Annotated in this window: 14 protein-coding genes; 10 read left to right on the top strand and 4 right to left on the bottom strand. The window is 70.6% G+C overall.

The window, feature by feature from the left end:
- Positions 1-77: 77 nt before the first annotated feature.
- Positions 78-350, top strand: coding sequence for a hypothetical protein (locus ACFTQE_RS07290; protein ID WP_376924411.1), 273 nt, complete (start codon positions 78-80; stop codon positions 348-350).
- Here the strand turns inward: ACFTQE_RS07290 and helR are convergent.
- Positions 311-2,524, bottom strand: a complete 2,214-nt coding sequence (gene helR / locus ACFTQE_RS07285; RefSeq protein ID WP_376924433.1) for an RNA polymerase recycling motor ATPase HelR — start codon at positions 2,522-2,524, stop codon at positions 311-313. The two genes, ACFTQE_RS07290 and helR, sit on opposite strands and share 40 nt — an antisense overlap.
- A 159-nt stretch (positions 2,525-2,683) precedes the next feature.
- On the opposite strand from helR, the gene ACFTQE_RS07280 reads away from it, so the two are divergent.
- A complete protein-coding gene (locus ACFTQE_RS07280; RefSeq protein ID WP_376924410.1) occupies positions 2,684-3,961 on the top strand; it encodes an AI-2E family transporter in 1,278 nt (425 codons plus the stop codon).
- Between the two features lie 76 nt (positions 3,962-4,037).
- Positions 4,038-4,388, top strand: a complete 351-nt coding sequence (locus tag ACFTQE_RS07275; protein ID WP_376924409.1) for a carboxymuconolactone decarboxylase family protein — start codon at positions 4,038-4,040, stop codon at positions 4,386-4,388.
- 8 nt (positions 4,389-4,396) lie between these two features.
- Here ACFTQE_RS07275 and ACFTQE_RS07270 read toward each other — a convergent pair whose 3' ends face one another.
- Positions 4,397-6,655, bottom strand: coding sequence for a LuxR C-terminal-related transcriptional regulator (locus tag ACFTQE_RS07270; protein WP_376924408.1), 2,259 nt, complete (start codon positions 6,653-6,655; stop codon positions 4,397-4,399).
- Positions 6,656-6,894: 239 nt separating this feature from the next.
- Between ACFTQE_RS07270 and ACFTQE_RS07265 the strand changes: the two genes are divergently transcribed.
- On the top strand, positions 6,895-7,302 hold the full coding sequence (locus ACFTQE_RS07265) for a hypothetical protein (RefSeq protein ID WP_376924407.1): 408 nt from the start codon (positions 6,895-6,897) through the stop codon (positions 7,300-7,302).
- A gap of 81 nt (positions 7,303-7,383) precedes the next feature.
- Here the strand turns inward: ACFTQE_RS07265 and ACFTQE_RS07260 are convergent, their stop codons facing one another.
- Positions 7,384-8,844, bottom strand: a complete 1,461-nt coding sequence (locus ACFTQE_RS07260) for an MFS transporter (protein WP_376924406.1) — start codon at positions 8,842-8,844, stop codon at positions 7,384-7,386.
- 179 nt (positions 8,845-9,023) lie between these two features.
- Here ACFTQE_RS07260 and ACFTQE_RS07255 point away from each other — a divergent pair, with 179 nt between their 5' ends.
- Positions 9,024-9,857, top strand: coding sequence for a carbon-nitrogen hydrolase family protein (locus ACFTQE_RS07255; protein ID WP_376924405.1), 834 nt, complete (start codon positions 9,024-9,026; stop codon positions 9,855-9,857).
- Here ACFTQE_RS07255 and ACFTQE_RS07250 read toward each other — a convergent pair.
- Positions 9,844-11,094, bottom strand: a complete 1,251-nt coding sequence (locus ACFTQE_RS07250) for an aminotransferase class I/II-fold pyridoxal phosphate-dependent enzyme (protein ID WP_376924404.1) — start codon at positions 11,092-11,094, stop codon at positions 9,844-9,846. The two genes, ACFTQE_RS07255 and ACFTQE_RS07250, sit on opposite strands and share 14 nt — an antisense overlap.
- 215 nt (positions 11,095-11,309) lie before the next feature.
- Between ACFTQE_RS07250 and ACFTQE_RS07245 the strand changes: the two genes are divergently transcribed.
- From ACFTQE_RS07245 to ACFTQE_RS07225, 5 genes are all read left to right on the top strand, one after another.
- Positions 11,310-13,082 carry a S1C family serine protease gene (locus ACFTQE_RS07245; protein ID WP_376924403.1) on the top strand — a complete coding sequence of 591 codons (1,773 nt, stop codon included), beginning with the start codon at positions 11,310-11,312 and terminating at the stop codon, positions 13,080-13,082.
- Positions 13,083-13,227: 145 nt separating this feature from the next.
- Entirely contained in the window at positions 13,228-14,259 is a 1,032-nt protein-coding gene (locus tag ACFTQE_RS07240) for a glycosyltransferase family 2 protein (RefSeq protein WP_376924402.1), read from the top strand.
- A 5-nt stretch (positions 14,260-14,264) separates the two neighbouring features.
- Positions 14,265-15,077: a CDP-alcohol phosphatidyltransferase family protein gene (locus ACFTQE_RS07235; RefSeq protein ID WP_376924401.1), complete on the top strand. Its 813-nt coding sequence runs from the start codon at positions 14,265-14,267 to the stop codon at positions 15,075-15,077.
- 55 nt (positions 15,078-15,132) lie between these two features.
- Positions 15,133-15,978 (top strand): glycosyltransferase family 2 protein, encoded by an 846-nt coding sequence (locus ACFTQE_RS07230; RefSeq protein WP_376924432.1) that lies wholly within the window; start codon positions 15,133-15,135, stop codon positions 15,976-15,978.
- Between the two features lie 120 nt (positions 15,979-16,098).
- A complete protein-coding gene (locus ACFTQE_RS07225) occupies positions 16,099-17,397 on the top strand; it encodes a hypothetical protein (protein ID WP_376924400.1) in 1,299 nt (432 codons plus the stop codon).
- Positions 17,398-17,432 lie beyond the last annotated feature (35 nt).

Here is a 17,432-nt window from a genome sequence, read left to right as displayed (position 1 = left end):
TGGCCGGTCCGAACGAGGAGCACAACGATGAGAGACCCCTTCCCTACGGAGTCGAGCCCGAGCGAAGAGCCGGCGCAGTGAGCTCCGTGATCGACGAACCGGCCCACGACGAACGTGCGTCGCGGGCGGGCGGGCTTCCGCCGATCGGGCTGTGGTGGCCCATGCTCGAGCGCCCCCTTCGACGAGAGGTGATGGAGAACCTCGACGCGCCGCTGCGGGCGGTCGTCGTCCGTCGGATCTTCGAACTGTGCGATCTCGACCCCGGTCGGGCGCCACGCCTGGGGGTCCGGCTCGGAGAGAACGAGCGCGCCTACATCGCAGGCTGGATGCACTCGGTCGACTGGACCTGACCCGCACTCGTCAGGATCACGAGTCGCTGCGTCGCCCGCGTCATCGCGACGTAGCGGTCGACCGCGCCCTCGATGCCGGTGCCGTACAACTCGGGGTCGATGAGCACGACGAGGTCGAACTCGAGCCCCTTCGCGAGTTCGGGCGTCAGCGACCTGACGCGCGCGAGCCGGCCGGATGCATCCGTGCCGACGCCGCCCGACTCGAGGCCGTCGCGGGCGATCACGCAAGCGGTGCCGTCGGCGTGCTCGGAGAGCCAGGCGTCGAGGACCTCGCCGAGTTCGGCCACGGTGCCGTGCGCGACCGGCACGCCGCTGCTGCGCACCGACGTCGGCACGTTGGCGTCGGGAATCGCGGCCCTGATGACGGGCTCCGCTTCGACCATGACCTCCTCGGGAGTCCGGTAGTTGATGGTGAGGTGGGCCAGGGCGACGTGGTCGAGCCCGACGCGCGCGAGCCGCTCCTGCCACGACTCGGTGAATCCGTGCCTCGCCTGGGCGCGATCGCCGACGATCGTGAGGCTCCGCGACGGGCAGCGGGCGAGCACCATCCGCCACTCGGCATCCGTCAGCTCCTGCGCCTCGTCGACGACGATGTGCGCGAACGGGCCCGCGAGTTCGTCGGCATCACGGCTCGGCAGCTCGGCCTCGTCGATCAGCGAGTACTGCACGTCCTGCCCGCGGAGCATCGTCATGACGCCCTCGCCGTCGTCGTGCACCTGCGACTCGATCAGGTTGTCGATGACGCGCGACATTTCCTCCCGCTGGGCGGCTGCAACGGCTTCGCGCCGTCGACGGTCGCGGGATGCCTCCGGGTCGCCGATGCGCTGTCGCGCCGCATCGAGGTACGGGAGGTCGGCGACCGTCCAGGCGCGGGCGTCGGGGCGCTGCAGCACCCGCACCTCGTCGTCCGAGAGCCAGGGCGCGCACCGCCGCAGGTACGCCGGCACCGTCCACAGGTCGGCGATGACGCCGGCCGGGTCGAGCACGGGCCACGCGCGGTTGAAGGTCGTCCGCAGTTCGGGGCTGTCGGTGAGCGCGGCGCGGAGCTCATCGCGCTCCACATCGTCGTCGTGCCTATCGCTCAGGATGCTCAGCAGTTCCTCCCAGACCTGCAGGCGCGCCTCGTTGTGCGGGGTGCCGGGCTCCGGCGCGTCGAACGCCTCGGCCCAATCGTCGGCATCGACCGACACATCGGCCCACGGCGTCTCGACCGTCATCCGGGTGCGAGGCGGCCGCTCGTAGTGACCGACCGCACGTTCGACGGCCTGCACGAGTTCGGCCGATGATTTCGCACGCGCGACCGCGGGGTCGCGTTCGCTCACGGCGCCAGCCCCCTCCGGCACGAGGTCGCGCAGGGTGCACGTCGCCACGCCCTCCTCGCCGAGGCCCGGAAGGATGTCGGCGACGTAGTCGAGATAGGGCTGATGCGGCCCGATGAAGAGCACGCCGCCGCGCCGGTGCCCGAGCCGTGGATCGGAGTACAGCAGGTACGCCGTGCGGTGCAGGGCGACGACCGTCTTGCCCGTACCGGGCCCGCCGTCGACGACGAGCGCGCCGCGGGAGCCCGCACGGATGATGGCGTCCTGGTCGGCCTGGATGGTGCCGAGCACGTCCTGCATGCGAGCCGAGCGGGAGCTGCCGAGGCTCGCGATGAACGCGGACTGGTCATCGAGCGCGGCATGCCCGGCGAGCGCCTCCGGAGTGAACACCTCGTCCCAGTAGTCGGTGATGCGGCCACGGGTCCAGCGATACCTGCGGCGGCTCGTCAGGCCCATCGGGTCGCCGTGCGTCGCGCCGAAGAAGGGTTCGGCGGCGGGGGATCGCCAGTCGAGGAGCAACCGGCGACCATCGGGCCCGGTGAGGCCGAGGCGACCGATGTAGACGGGCTCACCGCCGTCGGCGCCGACGATCCTGCCGAGGCACAGGTCGAGGCCGAATCGCCGGAGCGTTCGCAGTCGCCCGCTCAGGCGGTGGATCTCGAGGTCGCGGTCGAGCGCCGCCTGGCCGCTCCCTCCGGGCGATCTCAGCTCGACGGCGAGACGTTCGGAGACCTCGGCGATGGAGAGCCGGAGCGCCTCCGCGATGGCCGCGAAATGCTCTTCGTCACCGGCGATGAGCGCCGGGTCGGCCTTGGCGGCGAGAGTGTCGGGCAGGTCGAATACGCGCGAAGTCAGTGCAGCTCCTCTGTGTCGCGAGCGGATGTCTCCGGCTCGGCCGACCAGTATGCGCCGCTGAGGGGGCCTTGCCGCAAGCCCCCCTCCCCGCGATATCCTGAGAGTGGAGAGCAGGGTGCTCTCCACTGCTGTTTCCGCAGCACGGCGCTTTCACCCGGAATGGGTGATGACCGCGACGCCGACGGGTCGTACGGTGTGCTCGCGTGCGGCACCCACGGCACGCGGATCGGAGTCCTCATGTGGTGGACGAAGAAGCGCTCGCCGGCCGTGACGGCGCCACTCGAGGCGCCGGCGGCATCGGCCCCGCCCGAGGCGATCGTGGTGCGCGACGAGCACCGCAACGCATTCATCCTCATGGGCATCGGCGGCGGCACCGTGGCGATCTTCGGCCTCGCCGCGATCTCGGGCATCTTCGCTCCGGTGTTCCTCGCCTTCGTGCTCACGATCTGCGTGCATCCGCTGCGACTCTGGCTCGAGGGCCGCGGTGTGCCCCGGGGCATCGCGACGGGCTCGGTGATCCTCGCGGTGACGCTGCTGCTCGTGGCCCTCGGCTACGCCATCCTCATCGCCATCGGTCAGTTCGGCACGCTGCTGGCCGACTTCGGCGATGAGATCGCGGCCTTCGGTCAATCCGTCGCGACGTGGCTGAACTCGATCGGCATCGATTCCACCGAGGTGAGCGCGATGTCGGCCGACTTCGATCCGTCGGCGCTGATCGGATTCCTCGGCGGCATCGTCGGCGGCCTCACCGGGTGGGTGTCGGGCCTCGTGATCATCTTCACGATGCTCCTCCTCATGGCGATGGACGCGGCATTCCTGCCGCACCTGCACCGGCAACTGCAACCGATCCGCCCGCTCATCGTCACCGGATTCGTGAACTACGGCGACAACGTGCGCCGCTACATGGTCGTGACGACGGTGCTCGGGCTCGTGCAGGGCGTCATCAACTGGGTCGCACTGCTGATCCTCCAGGTGCCGGGAGCGTTCATCTGGGGCCTGCTGGCATTCATCTGCTCGTTCATCCCGAACATCGGGTACTTCCTCGCGATCATCCCGCCGATCATCTTCGGCGCGCTCGTCGGCGGCTGGCCGACGGTGATCGCCGTCATCATCGTCTACGGCGTCATCAACGCCGTCATCCAGTCGGTCATCCAGCCGCGCGTCGTGGGCAGGGCGGTGAGCCTCAGCCAGACCCTCACGTTCTTCTCCGTGCTGTTCTGGGCGGTCGTGATCGGGCCGATCGGGGCGATCCTCGCCATCCCGCTCAGCCTGCTCGTGCGGCTCCTGCTCGTGGACGCGAACCCGTCGATGGCGTGGATCCGGCCGATGCTCGGCGAACTCGACGAGACGAAGCAGATCATGGCGGAGGCCGATGCCGAATCCAAAGCGGCTCGACAGGAACGGAAGGCCGCGAAGGCGGCGAATCATCCCTTGTAGGTGATGCGGAGGGCGGCGAGCAGGGGTTGCCTGTCAGAGGACGGCTGCGACCGACGAATCGAGGGGAGGGCGGCTCATGGACTACACCGACCGACTGCGACGGCTCGCGATCAACGACGAACGGCTCGCCGAGACGGAGGCGGGCGACGCCACCGGCGGCTCCGGCCGGCTCGACCCGAGGTCGCTCGCCCTCGCCAGGATCGCCGCGCTCGTGTCGATCGGCGGGGCCGAGCCGTCGTTCGGGGCGCAGGTCGACGCGGCGATCAGCGCGGGCACGACGCCGGCGCAGATCGTCGACGTGCTGGTCGGCGTCATCCCCATCGTCGGTCTTCCCCGGGTCGTCGCCGCCGCACCGAAGGTCGCCCTGGCGCTCGGCCACGATCTCGAGATCGATGTCGACGAACTCGGAGCCGGCACGACCCGATGATGCGGGGCTCAGAGACCCGATCCGAGCAGCCCGAGCTGGGTCGCCCGCTCCACCGCGTCGCTCCGGGCGGAGACGCCGAGCTTGCGGTAGATCGATCCGAGTTCGGAGCTCACGGTGTTGCGTGAGACGAAGAGTCGCTCGCCGATCTCCCGGACCGAGAGATGCGTCTGCAGGTACGGCAGCAGGCGCAGCTCAGCCGGGGTGAGCGGCGGGCCGCTGTCCTCGCCCTGCTGCTCGCTCATCGTCACGAGGCGATGGAACTCGTCGACCTGATCGGCGAGCGTGCCGAGCTCCGGCCGACGGAGGCGGATGTCGTCGATCTCGCGCAGCAGGTGGTGCGCGGTCGCATGATCGGCCATGGCCCAGAAGACCTTGGCGAGCTGCAGCCGCGCGCGAACGGCGAGGTACGGGATCGCATCGGTCGCGGTGGGGCGTGCGCGCATCGCGCGGGTGAGCTCTCGTCGCACGGCGGGGAGGTCTCCGCGATGGAGCGCGAGACGTGCCGCCTGGGTGAATGCGAGCACGGCGGTCGCGTAGTCGTACATGTGTCGATCGTCGATCGCGTCGAGCGCCGCCGCCACGTGCGCCGCGGCCTCGTCCCACCGTCCGGCATCCATCGACAGCAGGGCGAGCTCGGCCGCGCAGACGACCAGGCCCTCGGCGTTCCCCGTCGCCGTCGCGATCGCCGCGCTCTCACGGAGCGCCGTCACGGCGCCCGGGATGTCGCCGACGAGCAGCCGGGCCTCACCGAGGAGCTGCAGCGCCTGGTCGCGCCACGGGCTCCAGCTCGGCTCGGCGGCGAACGCCAGCTCGGCGTCGGCCAGGGCCTCTTCCGGGCCGGCCGGGCACATCGCCGAACGCAGCATCGCCCTGGCGGAATCGAACGACGCCGAGCCGTCGTCGGGCTCGCCGTCGTAGGAGCTGCGCTCGAGGACCGACGCCCACCGCGCCGCTTCCGTCGCCTGCCCCGAGAGCGCCATCGCCCAACCCGCGAGCACGGCGAGCGGAGGGTACGCCTCGATCGCCGGGTCGCCGATCGTCCGCAACCACCGTTGCACCGTCGCGAGCTGCCCCGACTGATAGCTCGCCAGTGCCGTCGCGGCGATCAGGCGGGCGGTCCGGGCTCGTTCGGCCGGCTGGTCGAGCAGGAGCTCGATCGCCATCGCCGTCGAGCCCTGCGCCTCGAACCAGGTCGCCGCACGGTTCCGGAGTTCCGGCACCGACTCCGGTTCGAGACGACGAAGCTCGCCGAGCAGGAACTCGCGGTAGAGCGCGTGGTAGCGATACCAGCCCCGGCTGCGATCGAGCGGAACGATGAAGACGTTCGACGCATCCAGCTCGCCGAGCACGAGCTGAGCGTCATGGCTGTCGAGGATCGCATCGCAAAGCGGAGCCGACAGGGTGTCGAGCACTGCGGTGCGCCGGAGGAACCGCTGGTGGTGCTCCGGCAGATTGACGAGGGATTCCCGGTACAGGTAATCGGCGACGTAGCGGTCGTCGCCGGTGACGGTCGTGGGCGGTCGCTCGCCGTCGCCCGCGATCGCGGCCGCGAGCACGACGCCGACGGGCCAGCCCTCGGTGCGTTCGGCGAGCTCCCGCGCATCGTCGGACGAGAGCGGGACTCGCGTGTTTGCGAAGATCTCCTGAACGCCGGCGGCATCGAGCGCGAGTTCGCCGGCCGTGATCTCGAACGCGTCCCCTTCTGCACGGGCGCGCGGCAGGTGCCATGGCTCACCGCGGCTGGCCACGACGAGTTGCGAACCGATGGGGATGCCGGCGAAGACCACGCTCAGCACGTCGCGGCAGGCGGGATCGCGCAGCTCTTGCAGGTCGTCGAGCATCAGCACGAACGGCGTCGGGGCGCGCCGCAGTGCTGCGGCGAGCAGTGGCGCCTCGCGGCCGAGCAGCGCGACTCCGTGCCCGGTCATCTGGAGGGGCAACTGCGCGGCGGCGGGCTCGATCCGTGCGAATGCTGCTGCGAGCAGGGTCAGCAGTGCGGCCGGATCGTCGTCGTAACGGTCGAGCGACACCCAGGCCACGGGCCGGGTCTCACGGCGGGTCCACTCGGCGAGCAGGCTCGACTTGCCGTACCCGGCCGGGGCGGTGACCCCGACGAAACGGCGTCCGCTCGAGCGGGCGGCATCGATCTGCGCGGCGCGACTGACGTAACCCCGGTCCTGCGGTTCCGGGGCGGAAAGCTTCGCGTCGAGCAGTTGCTGATCGAGCTCGACTTCCGGCGTCTCCGCCGACGGGGCATCACCGCGCACGGTCGAAGCATATTGACCGGCAGACGGCGCAACAACGCCCCGATCCGGGTGTGTCGGCATTGCGTTCGGGCGACGTCTCCGGCGATGGGAGGCCGCTTCGTCGCCGTTCAGCGACGATTCGAGCATTCATGCGATCTGAATGATGCCCCGCACGCCGATCAGCGCCACTCTGTCGAGTGTTCAACCGAATCGCCGGCCGACGCCCTCGTCGACGGCGCCGAGCAGGAGGGCAGACGGCCATGAGCACTGCACCACAGCAGACCGGGTGGATCGGGTGGATCGGCTTCGCGGCCATCATCCTCATCCTGAACGGCGCGTTCAGCGCCCTGCAGGCGTTCGTCGCCCTGCTCGGCTCCAACACCTACTACACGGTCACCGAAGAGGGGCTCTTCCTCTTCGACATCACTGGCTGGGGCTGGTGGAACCTCATCATCGGACTGCTGCTCGTGCTCACGGGCGTCGCCCTGCTCTCGGGTGCGACCTGGGCGCGGATCGTCGCGATCATCGTCGTCTCCCTGAGCGCCCTCGGGCAGTTGCTCCTCATCCCGGCGCAGCCGTGGTGGTCGGTCATCGTCATCGGCATCGACGTCCTCGTCATCTACGCGATCACCGCCCACGGCCGGGAACTCGCGCAGGCGAACGGGTAGTCGCAGCCCGATCGAGGCTGCCGCAGGCACTGGGACCGGGGGTCCAGTGCCTGCGGCCACGTCGTCGGGGTCCGCGCCGCGTCACCGGTCGATGGAGACCGCCTCCACGGCATCCGACGGCGTCTCCGCGTCGTGCGCCGGGGCATCCGTGTGTTTCGGGCGGATCAGCACGATCGCGAGCACGCAGCCGATGACCATGGCGATCGAGGCGGCGACGAAGGCGGCCGAATAGCCGCTCACGAAGGCGTCGAGCCGGCTCGCGGTGTTCGTGACGTCGATGGCACCCGAGGCCGCCGCGTACGCGGCCGTGAAGATCGAGAGGCCGAGCGATCCGCCGATCTGCATCGCGGCGTTCGCCGTGGCACTTGCGGCACCCGCGTCATGCCCGGCCACACCGGCGAGGGCGAGGTTCTGCATGGGCACGAAGAGGAGGGACATGCCGATGGCGAGCAGCACGAGCCCCGGCAGCACCTGCGTGAAGTAGTTGCCGCCGACCGTGATGAAGCTCATCAGGAAGAGTCCGGCCGCTGCGAACAACGGACCGGTGATCATGAGCGGACGTGGGCCGAAGCGAGTCAGGAGCCTCGTGGCGATCGGTGCGACGAGCGCGATCACGATCGGGAGCGGAAGGCTCGCGAGCCCGGCCGCCAGCGGCGAGAAGCCGAGCACGATCTGCAGGTGGAACGTCAGGTAGACGGTGGCGCCGATCATGACGCTGCCGGCGATGGCCTGCAGCAGGAACGCGCCGCCGCGCACCCTGTCGAGCACGATGCGCAGGGGCAGCAGCGGCTGGGGGACACGCGATTCGATCCACACGAACAGGGCGAGCAGCACGACGCCCGCCGCGATGAAGCCGAGGGTGTCGAGCGCGATCCAGCTGTGCTCGGCGAGCGTGAAGCCGTAGACGAGCGAGCCGAGACCGAGCGCCACGGTGATGACGCCGAGCCAGTCGTAGCGGTTGTCGCCTTCGGCCTTGCTCTCGGTGACGAGCAGCAGGCCGGCGATGATGGTGACGATCACGATCGGCACGTTGACGAGCAGGCACCAGCGCCAGTCGACGAACTCGGTGAGCACGCCGCCCAGCAGGAGGCCGACGCCGGCGCCGGCACCCGCGACCGACCCGAAGACGGCGAACGCCGTGTTGCGCTCGCGTCCGCTGGGGAAGGTGACGGTGAGCAGCGCGAGTGCAGCGGGAGCCATCATCGCCGCGAACACGCCCTGCAGGCCCCGGGCGAGGATCAGCTCGCCGCCCGTCTGGGCGATGCCGCCGATGATCGAGGCGACGCCGAAGCCCACCATGCCCACGATGAATGTGCGCTTGCGGCCCCAGTAGTCGGCGATGCGGCCGCCGAAGAGCAGCAAGGCCCCGAACGCGAGTGCGTACGCCGTGACGACCCACTGGCGCTCGACGTCGGTGAGACCGAGAGCGAGTTGCGCCTCGGGCAAGGCGATGTTGACGATGGTGCCGTCGAGCACCACGACGAGTTGCGTCAGCGCGAGGATCACGAGGACCCACCAGCGCCGGGAGGAGGAATTGGACATGGGCGTAGCCGAGCCTTTCGGAGGAGAACGCATGAGTTCCGGGGTTTCCAGCCCGGATCGTTGCGCGCTCATCAGCGGCTCGACCACGCCAACCTCGGGGTTGGCCAGACATCGAGGATATCAGGGGAGGACGTCCGGAAGGCCCGCTCGACGGGCACGGATCGCCCTAGGCTGTGGGCATGCAGAGGGAGACCGATGGTTTCGGCATCGCCGTCGCGCAGTTCGCGCCGGGCGACGACGGGGCAGGCAATCGTGCCGAGATCGAGCGACTCGCCGCGCTCGCCGCAGCTCGTGGGGCCGGTCTCGTGGTCTTCCCCGAGTACTCGAGCCACTTCACGCCCGAGCCCGGTGAAGGGTGGCTCGCGGCGGCCGAATCACTCGTCGGCGGATTCACGGCCCACCTCGCGGGGGTCGCCGACCGACTCGGCGTGCACCTCGTCGCCGGCATGATCGAACGCCTCGATCGCGCGGGCGATGACCCGACCGACCGACGCGTCGCGAACACGGTGGTCGCGGTTGCACCCGGCGAGGGCGTCGTCGCCACCTACCGCAAGCTGCACCTCTACGACGCGTTCGGGCAGCAGGAGTCGGCCTGGGTGGCCCCGGGTGCGATCGAGGAGCCCGAGACCTTCGAGGCCGGGGGCATCCGCTTCGGTCTGCAGACCTGCTACGACGCGAGGTTCCCCGAAGTCACGCGCCGCATCGTCGATGCCGGCGCCGACGTCGTGTGCATGCCCGCCGAATGGGTGCGCGGCCCGCTGAAGGAGGCGCACTGGCGGGTGCTGACGACCGCGCGGGCGCTCGAGAACACGATCTACGTCGCCGCGGCCGACCAGGCGCCGCCGATCGGCGCGGGCAACAGCATGATCGTCGACCCGATGGGCGTCGAACTCGCCACGATCGGCGAGACCACGGATGTCGCGGTCGCATGGATCTCGAAGGCGCGCATCGACGCCGTGCGCCGGGTGAACCCCGCACTCGCGTTGCGGCGGTTCACCGTCACCTCGCGCTGAGCCCGGTGAGCCTGGCGGAGGCCTCCTCGAGCACGTCGCGTCGCTTGCAGAACGCGAAGCGCACGAGGCTCGAGTAGGCGCCCTGGCGGTCGGGGTGCACGAACGCCGTCACCGGCACGCCGACGACGCCCGCGAGGCCGGGCAGGGCCCGGCACAGTTCGGCGCCGTCGGTGTAGCCGAGGGGCGCGGCATCGGCGATGACGAAGTAGCCGGCCTGCGGGAGCGAGAGCGCGAAGCCGGCAGCCTCGAGACCCGTGGCGAGCAGGTCGCGCTTGGCCGCGAGGGTTGCAGCGGCATCCGAGAAGAAGGCGTCGGGCAGGCCGAGCCCGGTCGCGATGGCGGGCTGGAACGGGGCGCCGTTGACGTAGGTCAGGTACTGCTTGACCGCGAGCACGGCGGTCACGAGCGGTGCGGGCGCGGTGAGCCATCCGACCTTCCAGCCCGTGGTCGAGAAGGTCTTGCCGCCCGACGAGATCGAGATCGTGCGCTCACGGGCACCCGGCAGCGTCGCGATCGGGGTGTGCGCAGCACCGAACACGAGATGCTCGTATACCTCGTCGGTGACGATCAGCGCGTCGTGCCGTTCGGCGAGTTCGACGACGAGCGCGAGCGTCTCGGCATCGAGGACCGCACCCGTCGGGTTGTGCGGCGAATTCACGAGGATCACGCGAGTGCGGTCGGTGACGGCCGCGCGCAGCTCGTCGTGATCCGGCTGCCAGCCGGAGCCGGAAGCCTGCTCGCCCGACCCGTCACGCGTCCAGCGCAGGGGCACGGTTCGGTGCACCCCGCCGGCGCGGGCGATGATCGCGGCGTACGCGTCGTAGTACGGCTCGAAGGTCATGACCTCGTCGCCGGTGTCGACGAATGCGAGCAGCGTGGCCGCGAGGGCCTCCGTCGCGCCGGCCGTCACGAGCACCTCGGATGCCGCGTCGAGCTCGATGCCGTACCACCGGCGCTGGTGGGCGGCGATCGCCTCGCGCAGCACCGGCATGCCGACCCCGGGCGGGTACTGGTTCACCCCGTCGGCGATCGCCTGCCGCGCCGCCTCGAGCACCTCGGCCGGGCCGTCTTCGTCGGGGAAGCCCTGACCGAGGTTGATCGCGCCGGTGCGGGCGGCGAGTGCGCTCATCTCGGCGAAGATCGTCGGCGCGATCGAGCCGTCGGCGGCCAGGAGGCCGGCGCCGGCCGCGGTTCGTTGCCACGGCGCGAGGCCCGACGCGGGGGAGAAGTCGCTCACACTCACACCGTACGCGAGGGGGCCCCGCCGTGCGGGGCGACGATCGCGCCCGTTCTCACCGAATTCGAGGGTGCTGCCGATACGCTGGCGCAGGCAGCGCAGCCCCCGGCCGGCATTCGGAGAAATCCCGGCGCGGGGATAGCAGAGTCATAGACTCCGCCGATCGGGCACACAGCTTGCTTCGGGATGCTGGCATCGCTTGGAAGGAGCACACCATGACCGACACCACGAACGGAGCCGCGGGGGAGCCCCGCGAGGACGACGTCGTTCCGACGCCCGCGGCCGCCGAGAGCGCTGCGCCCGTCACCCCTGAGACTTCCGCCGCAGCGAACGAGGCCGCGGCGCCCACCGAGACCCCGGCCTCCGAGGCCCGGCCGACGGATGTCGCGGCGCCCGCCGCACCCGAGACCCCGGCCGCACCCGCAGCGCCGACCGCACCCGCAGCCCCCGTCGCTGCACCGGCGGCACCGGCAGCGCCCGCAGCACCGGCCGCGGCGCCCGTCGCGCCGGCCGCCCCCGCCGCGACCGGCACCGTGTACGAGCCCGGGCAGGAGCCTCAGCCGTACAGCGCACCCCAGTACACGAAGCAGCCGGCCCAGCCCGTCGCCGCGGCATCCGCTGCCCCTGCGCAGCCCGGCCAGGTGCCGCCGGCCTTCGGCGGCCCCGCTGCACCGCAGAACCAGACGCAGCCGACCGTGCCGCTCACCGGCGTTCCGGCCGAGGCTGCAGCGCCCGCAGCGCCCAAGCAGCGCCGCGTCGGACTCGGCGTCGCCGCCGCGATCGTCGCGGCCGCCCTCATCGGCGGTGCGTCGGGCGCGGGCATCAACGCCCTGCTCACGAACGACAACGGCACGCCGACGAGCGATGCCGCGAACTCCGCGCAGAACATCGTCGTCAACGACACCGACTCGGTGAACCAGATCACCGCCGTGGCGGCCAAGGCGAGCCCGAGCGTGGTCACCATCTCGGTCTCGGGCGGCCAGTCCGGCGGCACCGGCTCGGGCATCATCCTCTCCGAGGACGGCTACGTCCTGACGAACACCCACGTCGTGACGCTCGACGGCGCGACCGGCGACCCGACCATCCAGGTCAAGACGAACGACGGCCACCTCTACACGGCCGAGCTCGTCGGCACCGACCCGCTCTCCGACCTCGCGGTCATCAAGCTGGTCGACGCCTCGGGCCTGACGCCGCTCGAGTTCGCCGACTCCGACAAGCTCAACGTCGGTGACACCGCGATCGCGATCGGCGCTCCGCTCGGCCTCTCGGGCACCGTCACCAACGGCATCGTCAGCGCGCTCAACCGCTCGATCGACGTGGCCTCCTCGGCCGCACCGTCGACGCCCGACGACTCGCAGAGCGATCAGGGTGACCAGGGCGGCCAGGGCGACGGCTCCGACAGCCCATTCGACTTCTTCTTCGACCTGCCCGACCCCGACGGCGGTGAGACGCAGCAGCAGCCGAGCGCTTCAGCGGGTCAGGTCTCGCTTCCGGTCATCCAGACGGATGCCGCGATCAACCCGGGCAACTCCGGTGGCGCGCTCGTCGACTCCGACGGCAAGCTCATCGGCGTGAACGTCGCGATCCTCTCCACGGGCAGCTCCGCCCAGGGCGAGACCGCCGGCAACATCGGCGTCGGCTTCGCCGTGCCGTCGAACCTCGCCAAGCGCATCGCCGACGAGATCATCGAGAACGGTTCGGCCACGCACGGCCTGCTCGGTGCCACCGTGACGTCGGCCGAGGCCGACGGTTCGAGCGACACCGTCGGCGCGCTGATCGCCGAGACGCCCGATGGAGGAGCGGCTGCCGCCGCAGGCCTGCAGAAGGGCGATGTCGTCACCGAGTTCAACGGCGTGCCGATCACCGACCAGACCGACCTCACGGCCCAGGTCCGCGCACTCCCCGGGGGTGCGAAGGCCGAGCTGACCTTCACTCGCGACGGCTCGTCGCAGACGGTCACCGTGACCCTCGGCACCTTCGAGGGCTGATCGAACGACCAACCGACCGGCGGGTCCGGGTCCGAGAGGACCCGGGCCCGCCGTCGTGCGCCAGCGGTCGCTCGAAGTCGCTGCTGCTAGGCTCGATCGACCCGAGCGACGAGTGAGGAACATGCCCGAGAACCACCCAGAAGCGATGCCCGCATCGCTCCTCGGCGTCTCCTATGTCATGCCGGTGCTGAACGATGCGACCCACGTTCGGGCTGCCGTCGAGTCGATCCTCGCGCAGGACTACACGGGGCCCGTCGAGGTGCTCATCGCACTCGGCCCGTCGATCGACGGCACGAACGAGCTGGTCGCCGACCTCGCGGCTCGCGACCGACGGGTGCGCGTGCTCGAGAACGAGGTCGGCTCGACGCCGGCCGGGCTCAACATCGGCATCCGCGCGGCGCAGTACCCAGTGGTCGTGCGCGTCGACTCGCATTCGATGCTGCCGACCGATTACGCGCGCATCGCGGTCGACGAACTCGAGCGCACCGGAGCCGACAACGTCGGCGGCATCATGGACGCGCGCGGTGAGACCCCGTTCGAGCGTGCCGTCGCCCTCGCCTACACGACCAAGGTCGGACTCGGCGGTTCCGCGTTCCACGTCGGCGGCTCGGCCGGCCCTGCGGACACCGTGTACCTCGGGGTGTTCCGCCGCGATGCGCTCCTGCGCGTCGGGCTCTTCGACGAGACCATCAAGCGCGGCCAGGACTGGGAGCTGAACCGGCGCCTGCGGGAGACCGGCGGCGTCGTGTGGTTCACTCCTCGGCTCGGCGTCACCTACCGGCCGCGCTCATCGCTCGATCGACTCGCCCGCCAGATGTTCTCCACCGGGCTCTGGCGCGGTGAACTCGCACGTCGGTTCCCGTCGGCGAACGGCATCCGCTACTTCGTGCCGCCCGTCATGGTGCTCGGCGTCGCGCTCGGTCTCCTCGTCGGCATCGCCGGCCTCGTGCAGGCGGCGCTCGGCGCTGCGCCGTGGCTGCTGCTCGGCTTCATCGTGCCGGTCGTCTACCTGCTCTTCGTGGTCGCGGCCACGCTCGCGTACGCGAGCGGGCGCGGCGCACGCACGGCGGCCTGGTTTCTCGTAGTGTTGCCCTGCATACACGTCTCGTGGGGTGTGGGCTTCGTGCTCGGATACCTCTCGCTGACGAGCAACATCGCCAGGCACACGGGAAGGTGACGCGGATGTCGCAGACCGGTCCGGTCACCACGAGACCCACGAGCATCGCCGAGCTCCGCGAGGTGACCCAGCCGCCCGAGGTGCGCGGTCGCCGCAACGCCGAGCACTGGACGGCGTCGTTGTACCTGCGCAAGCTCTCCCCGTATCTGACGTGGATGCTGCTGAAGACCTCGATCTCCGCGAACGGCGTGACGGGGCTCATGATCCTCGTGGGCTGGTCGACGGCCGCGGCGCTCCTGATCCCCGGCATCTGGGGTGCGCTGCTCGCCGTCGTGCTCGGCCAGCTGCAGATGCTCGTCGACTGCTGCGACGGCGAGGTCGCCAGGTGGCGCCGCACCTCCTCGCCCGCCGGCGTCTTCCTCGACAAGGTCGGGCACTACACGACCGAGGCGCTCATCCCGCTCGCCCTCGGCATCCGCGCGGCCGCGTATCCGCTCGAGTTCCCCGCCGACTTCCTGTGGACCACGATCGCAGCGCTCCTCGCCCTCGTCATCGTGCTCAACAAGGCGCTCAACGACATGGTGCACGTCGCGCGTGCGAACGCCGGGCTCGCCAAGCTCGCCGACACCCACGGCGAGACCGCTCCCCGCGGGGGTCTCGTCGCCAAGCTCCGCAAGGTCGCCCGGTTCCTGCCGTTCCACCGCCTGTACCACTCCGTCGAGCTGACGCTCATCGCCTTCGCCGCGGCGCTCGTCGGGCTCGTCGCGGGGCAGCCGATCACCGATCGCATCGTGCTCGCGGTGCTCCTGCCGCTTGCGGTGCTCTCCGTGATCGGGCACTTCGTCGCGATCATGGCCTCTCGTCGTGTCCGGTCCTGACCCCGATCCTCACGTCGACTCCGCCCGGCCGCGCGTCGGCGTGGTCGTGCTCACGATGGGCAAGCGGCCCGACGACCTGGCCCGCGGCATCCGCAGCATCCTCGACCAGCAGGGCGTCGATGTCGACGTGGTCTGCGTCGGCAACGGGTGGGACCCGGCGACGGCGGAGCCCGCGCTCCCGGGCGGCGTGAAGACGCTGCACCTGCCCGAGAACCTCGGCATCCCGGCCGGCCGCAATCGAGGCGTGCCGCTCGTGACGGGCGACGGGCTCTTCTTCCTCGACGACGACGCCTTCCTGCCGAGCGAGACCTTCCTCGCCGACGGGTGCCGGATGCTGGCCGAGCGGCCCGAGATCGGGCTCATCCAGCCACGGGTCGTCGATCCGACCGGACGCGTCTCGCCGCGCCGGTGGATCCCGCGCATCCGGAAGGGCGACCCGTCGCACTCGAGCAACGTCTTCTCGTGCTGGGAGGGTGCCGTGCTCATGCCGCGTGCGGTGTTCGACGCGACCGGCGGCTGGGCCGACCCGTTCTTCTACGCGCACGAGGGCATCGAGCTCGCCTGGCGGGTCTGGGACACCGGGCACGTCGCGTGGTACGCGGGCGACCTCGAGGCGGGGCATCCGGTCATCGACCCCGCCCGGCACGCGTACTACTACCGGCTGAACGCCAGGAACCGCGTCTGGCTCGCCCGACGCAACCTCCCCGCCGTGCTCGTGCCGTTCTACGTCGGCTCGTGGACCGCGATCCAGGTGCTGCGCTGGGCGCGGCAGCCGGCAGCGCTGAAGGCGTGGTTCGCCGGCTGGCGCGCCGGGTGGAGGGAGTACCCGGGGGAGCGCCGGCCGATGCGGTGGCGCACGATCTGGCGCATGACGCTCGCGGGGCGTCCGCCGGTGGTGTGAGCGGACCTGCAGGGGTCAACCCGGCAGCGTGGCACTGCGTGCGGTAACGATCGGCTCTCAGTGCTGCCGCGGCGCGGGCGACGGGGCATCCGCTCAGCCCGACCTCGCTACCCTTGGACAGTGGGATTGAGGAAAGACGCGCGACGCGCCGTCAAGCTGGCCAAGGACATCATGTGGTCCAGACGTGCGCAGCGCTCGCTCGGCGTGAAGCTCGCCGAGCAGGAGCCGTTGCCGCCGCATCGCTTCCGCGTCGGCGTCTACTTCGCCGACGGCAAGGTCAACCTCTACCAGCTGCGCCAGTGGTACGCCCCGCTCGCGGAACTGGCCGAGCGCCACCCCGTGCTCATCCTGAGCCGTGCGTCCGGTGCGGCCCTCACGCTGCTCGACGAGTCGCCGGTGCCCGTCGCCTACGTGCGCCGAGTGGCCGACCTCGAGCGGGTGATCGCCGAGCAAGACCTGCATGTCGTCTTCTACGTGAACCAGAACGCCAAGAACTTCCAGATGATGCGGTACGGCCGTCGCTGGCACGTGTTCATCAACCACGGCGAGTCCGACAAGATGTACATGACGACGAACCAGTTCAAGGCCTACGACTACTCGCTGATCGCGGGCGATGCGGCTCGGGCGCGGCTCGAGAAGGTGCTCTGGGACTACGACTTCGACAAGCGGGCCATCCCCATCGGTCGCCCGCAGGCCGACCACTACCTCGACGGCGCGGCGCTGCCGTACACGCCCGACGAGCGCGAGGTCGTGCTCTACGCGCCCACCTGGGAGGGCGATCGCGACGCGGCGGCGTACGGATCCATCGCGACGCACGGCGTGCCGCTCGTGCAGGGTCTGCTCGCGACCGGCCGCCACCGGGTCATCTACCGGCCGCACCCACGATCAGGCGTCGTCGATCACGAGTACGGTGCGGCGAATCGCGCCATCATCTCCGCGATCGAAGCGGCGAATGCCGCCGACCCGACGGCGCAGCACGTCTACGACGACGGACCGAAGCTCGGCTGGCAGCTCGCCGCGGCCGATGTCGCAGTCGTCGACATCTCCGCGATGGTCTACGACCGACTGGCGGCGGGCAAGCCGCTCCTGATCACCCGACCGGCCAATCCCGAGGCGCAGATCGACACGTCGGGCTACCTGCAGGCGTGCGAATGGCTCGACGTGACGGATGCCGCGGCCATGGTCGCGCGCGTCGACGACGTCGCACACGACGTGGAAGCGCTCGAGCGGCTCGGACTCTGGGTCGAACGCTACTTCGGCGACCCCACCCCGGGCGTCACGACGGCGAGGTTCCATGCGGCGGTCGATCACCTCATGGCCGAGTGGGAGCGGTTCGCCGCCCTGCACGCTGCAGACGGCGACATCGATGAGCGCGACGTCCGCGCCGGTGAACAGGACGACGAGGAACTCGAGGCGTAGCTGCGAGCAGGCCGTCGGGCAACCGGGGCCGGTGC

The organism is Agromyces sp. NPDC056965, from assembly GCF_042673425.1.
Classification (GTDB): Bacteria; Actinomycetota; Actinomycetes; order Actinomycetales; family Microbacteriaceae; genus Agromyces.
Note: the sequence above shows the minus strand (reverse complement) of the source record. Positions and strands in the feature narration are given on the sequence as shown.

Bases quoted from the DNA above. Each gene is read 5' to 3' on its own strand.
- ACFTQE_RS07280 (WP_376924410.1), top strand. From the start codon at position 2,684: ATGGGTGATGACCGCGACGCCGACGGGTCGTACGGTGTGCTCGCGTGC.
- ACFTQE_RS07275 (WP_376924409.1), top strand. From the start codon at position 4,038: ATGGACTACACCGACCGACTGCGACGGCTCGCGATCAACGACGAACGG.
- ACFTQE_RS07265 (WP_376924407.1), top strand. From the start codon at position 6,895: ATGAGCACTGCACCACAGCAGACCGGGTGGATCGGGTGGATCGGCTTC.
- ACFTQE_RS07260 (WP_376924406.1), bottom strand. From the start codon at position 8,844: ATGTCCAATTCCTCCTCCCGGCGCTGGTGGGTCCTCGTGATCCTCGCG.
- ACFTQE_RS07255 (WP_376924405.1), top strand. From the start codon at position 9,024: ATGCAGAGGGAGACCGATGGTTTCGGCATCGCCGTCGCGCAGTTCGCG.
- ACFTQE_RS07245 (WP_376924403.1), top strand. From the start codon at position 11,310: ATGACCGACACCACGAACGGAGCCGCGGGGGAGCCCCGCGAGGACGAC.
- ACFTQE_RS07240 (WP_376924402.1), top strand. From the start codon at position 13,228: ATGCCCGCATCGCTCCTCGGCGTCTCCTATGTCATGCCGGTGCTGAAC.
- ACFTQE_RS07235 (WP_376924401.1), top strand. From the start codon at position 14,265: ATGTCGCAGACCGGTCCGGTCACCACGAGACCCACGAGCATCGCCGAG.
- ACFTQE_RS07230 (WP_376924432.1), top strand. From the start codon at position 15,133: ATGGGCAAGCGGCCCGACGACCTGGCCCGCGGCATCCGCAGCATCCTC.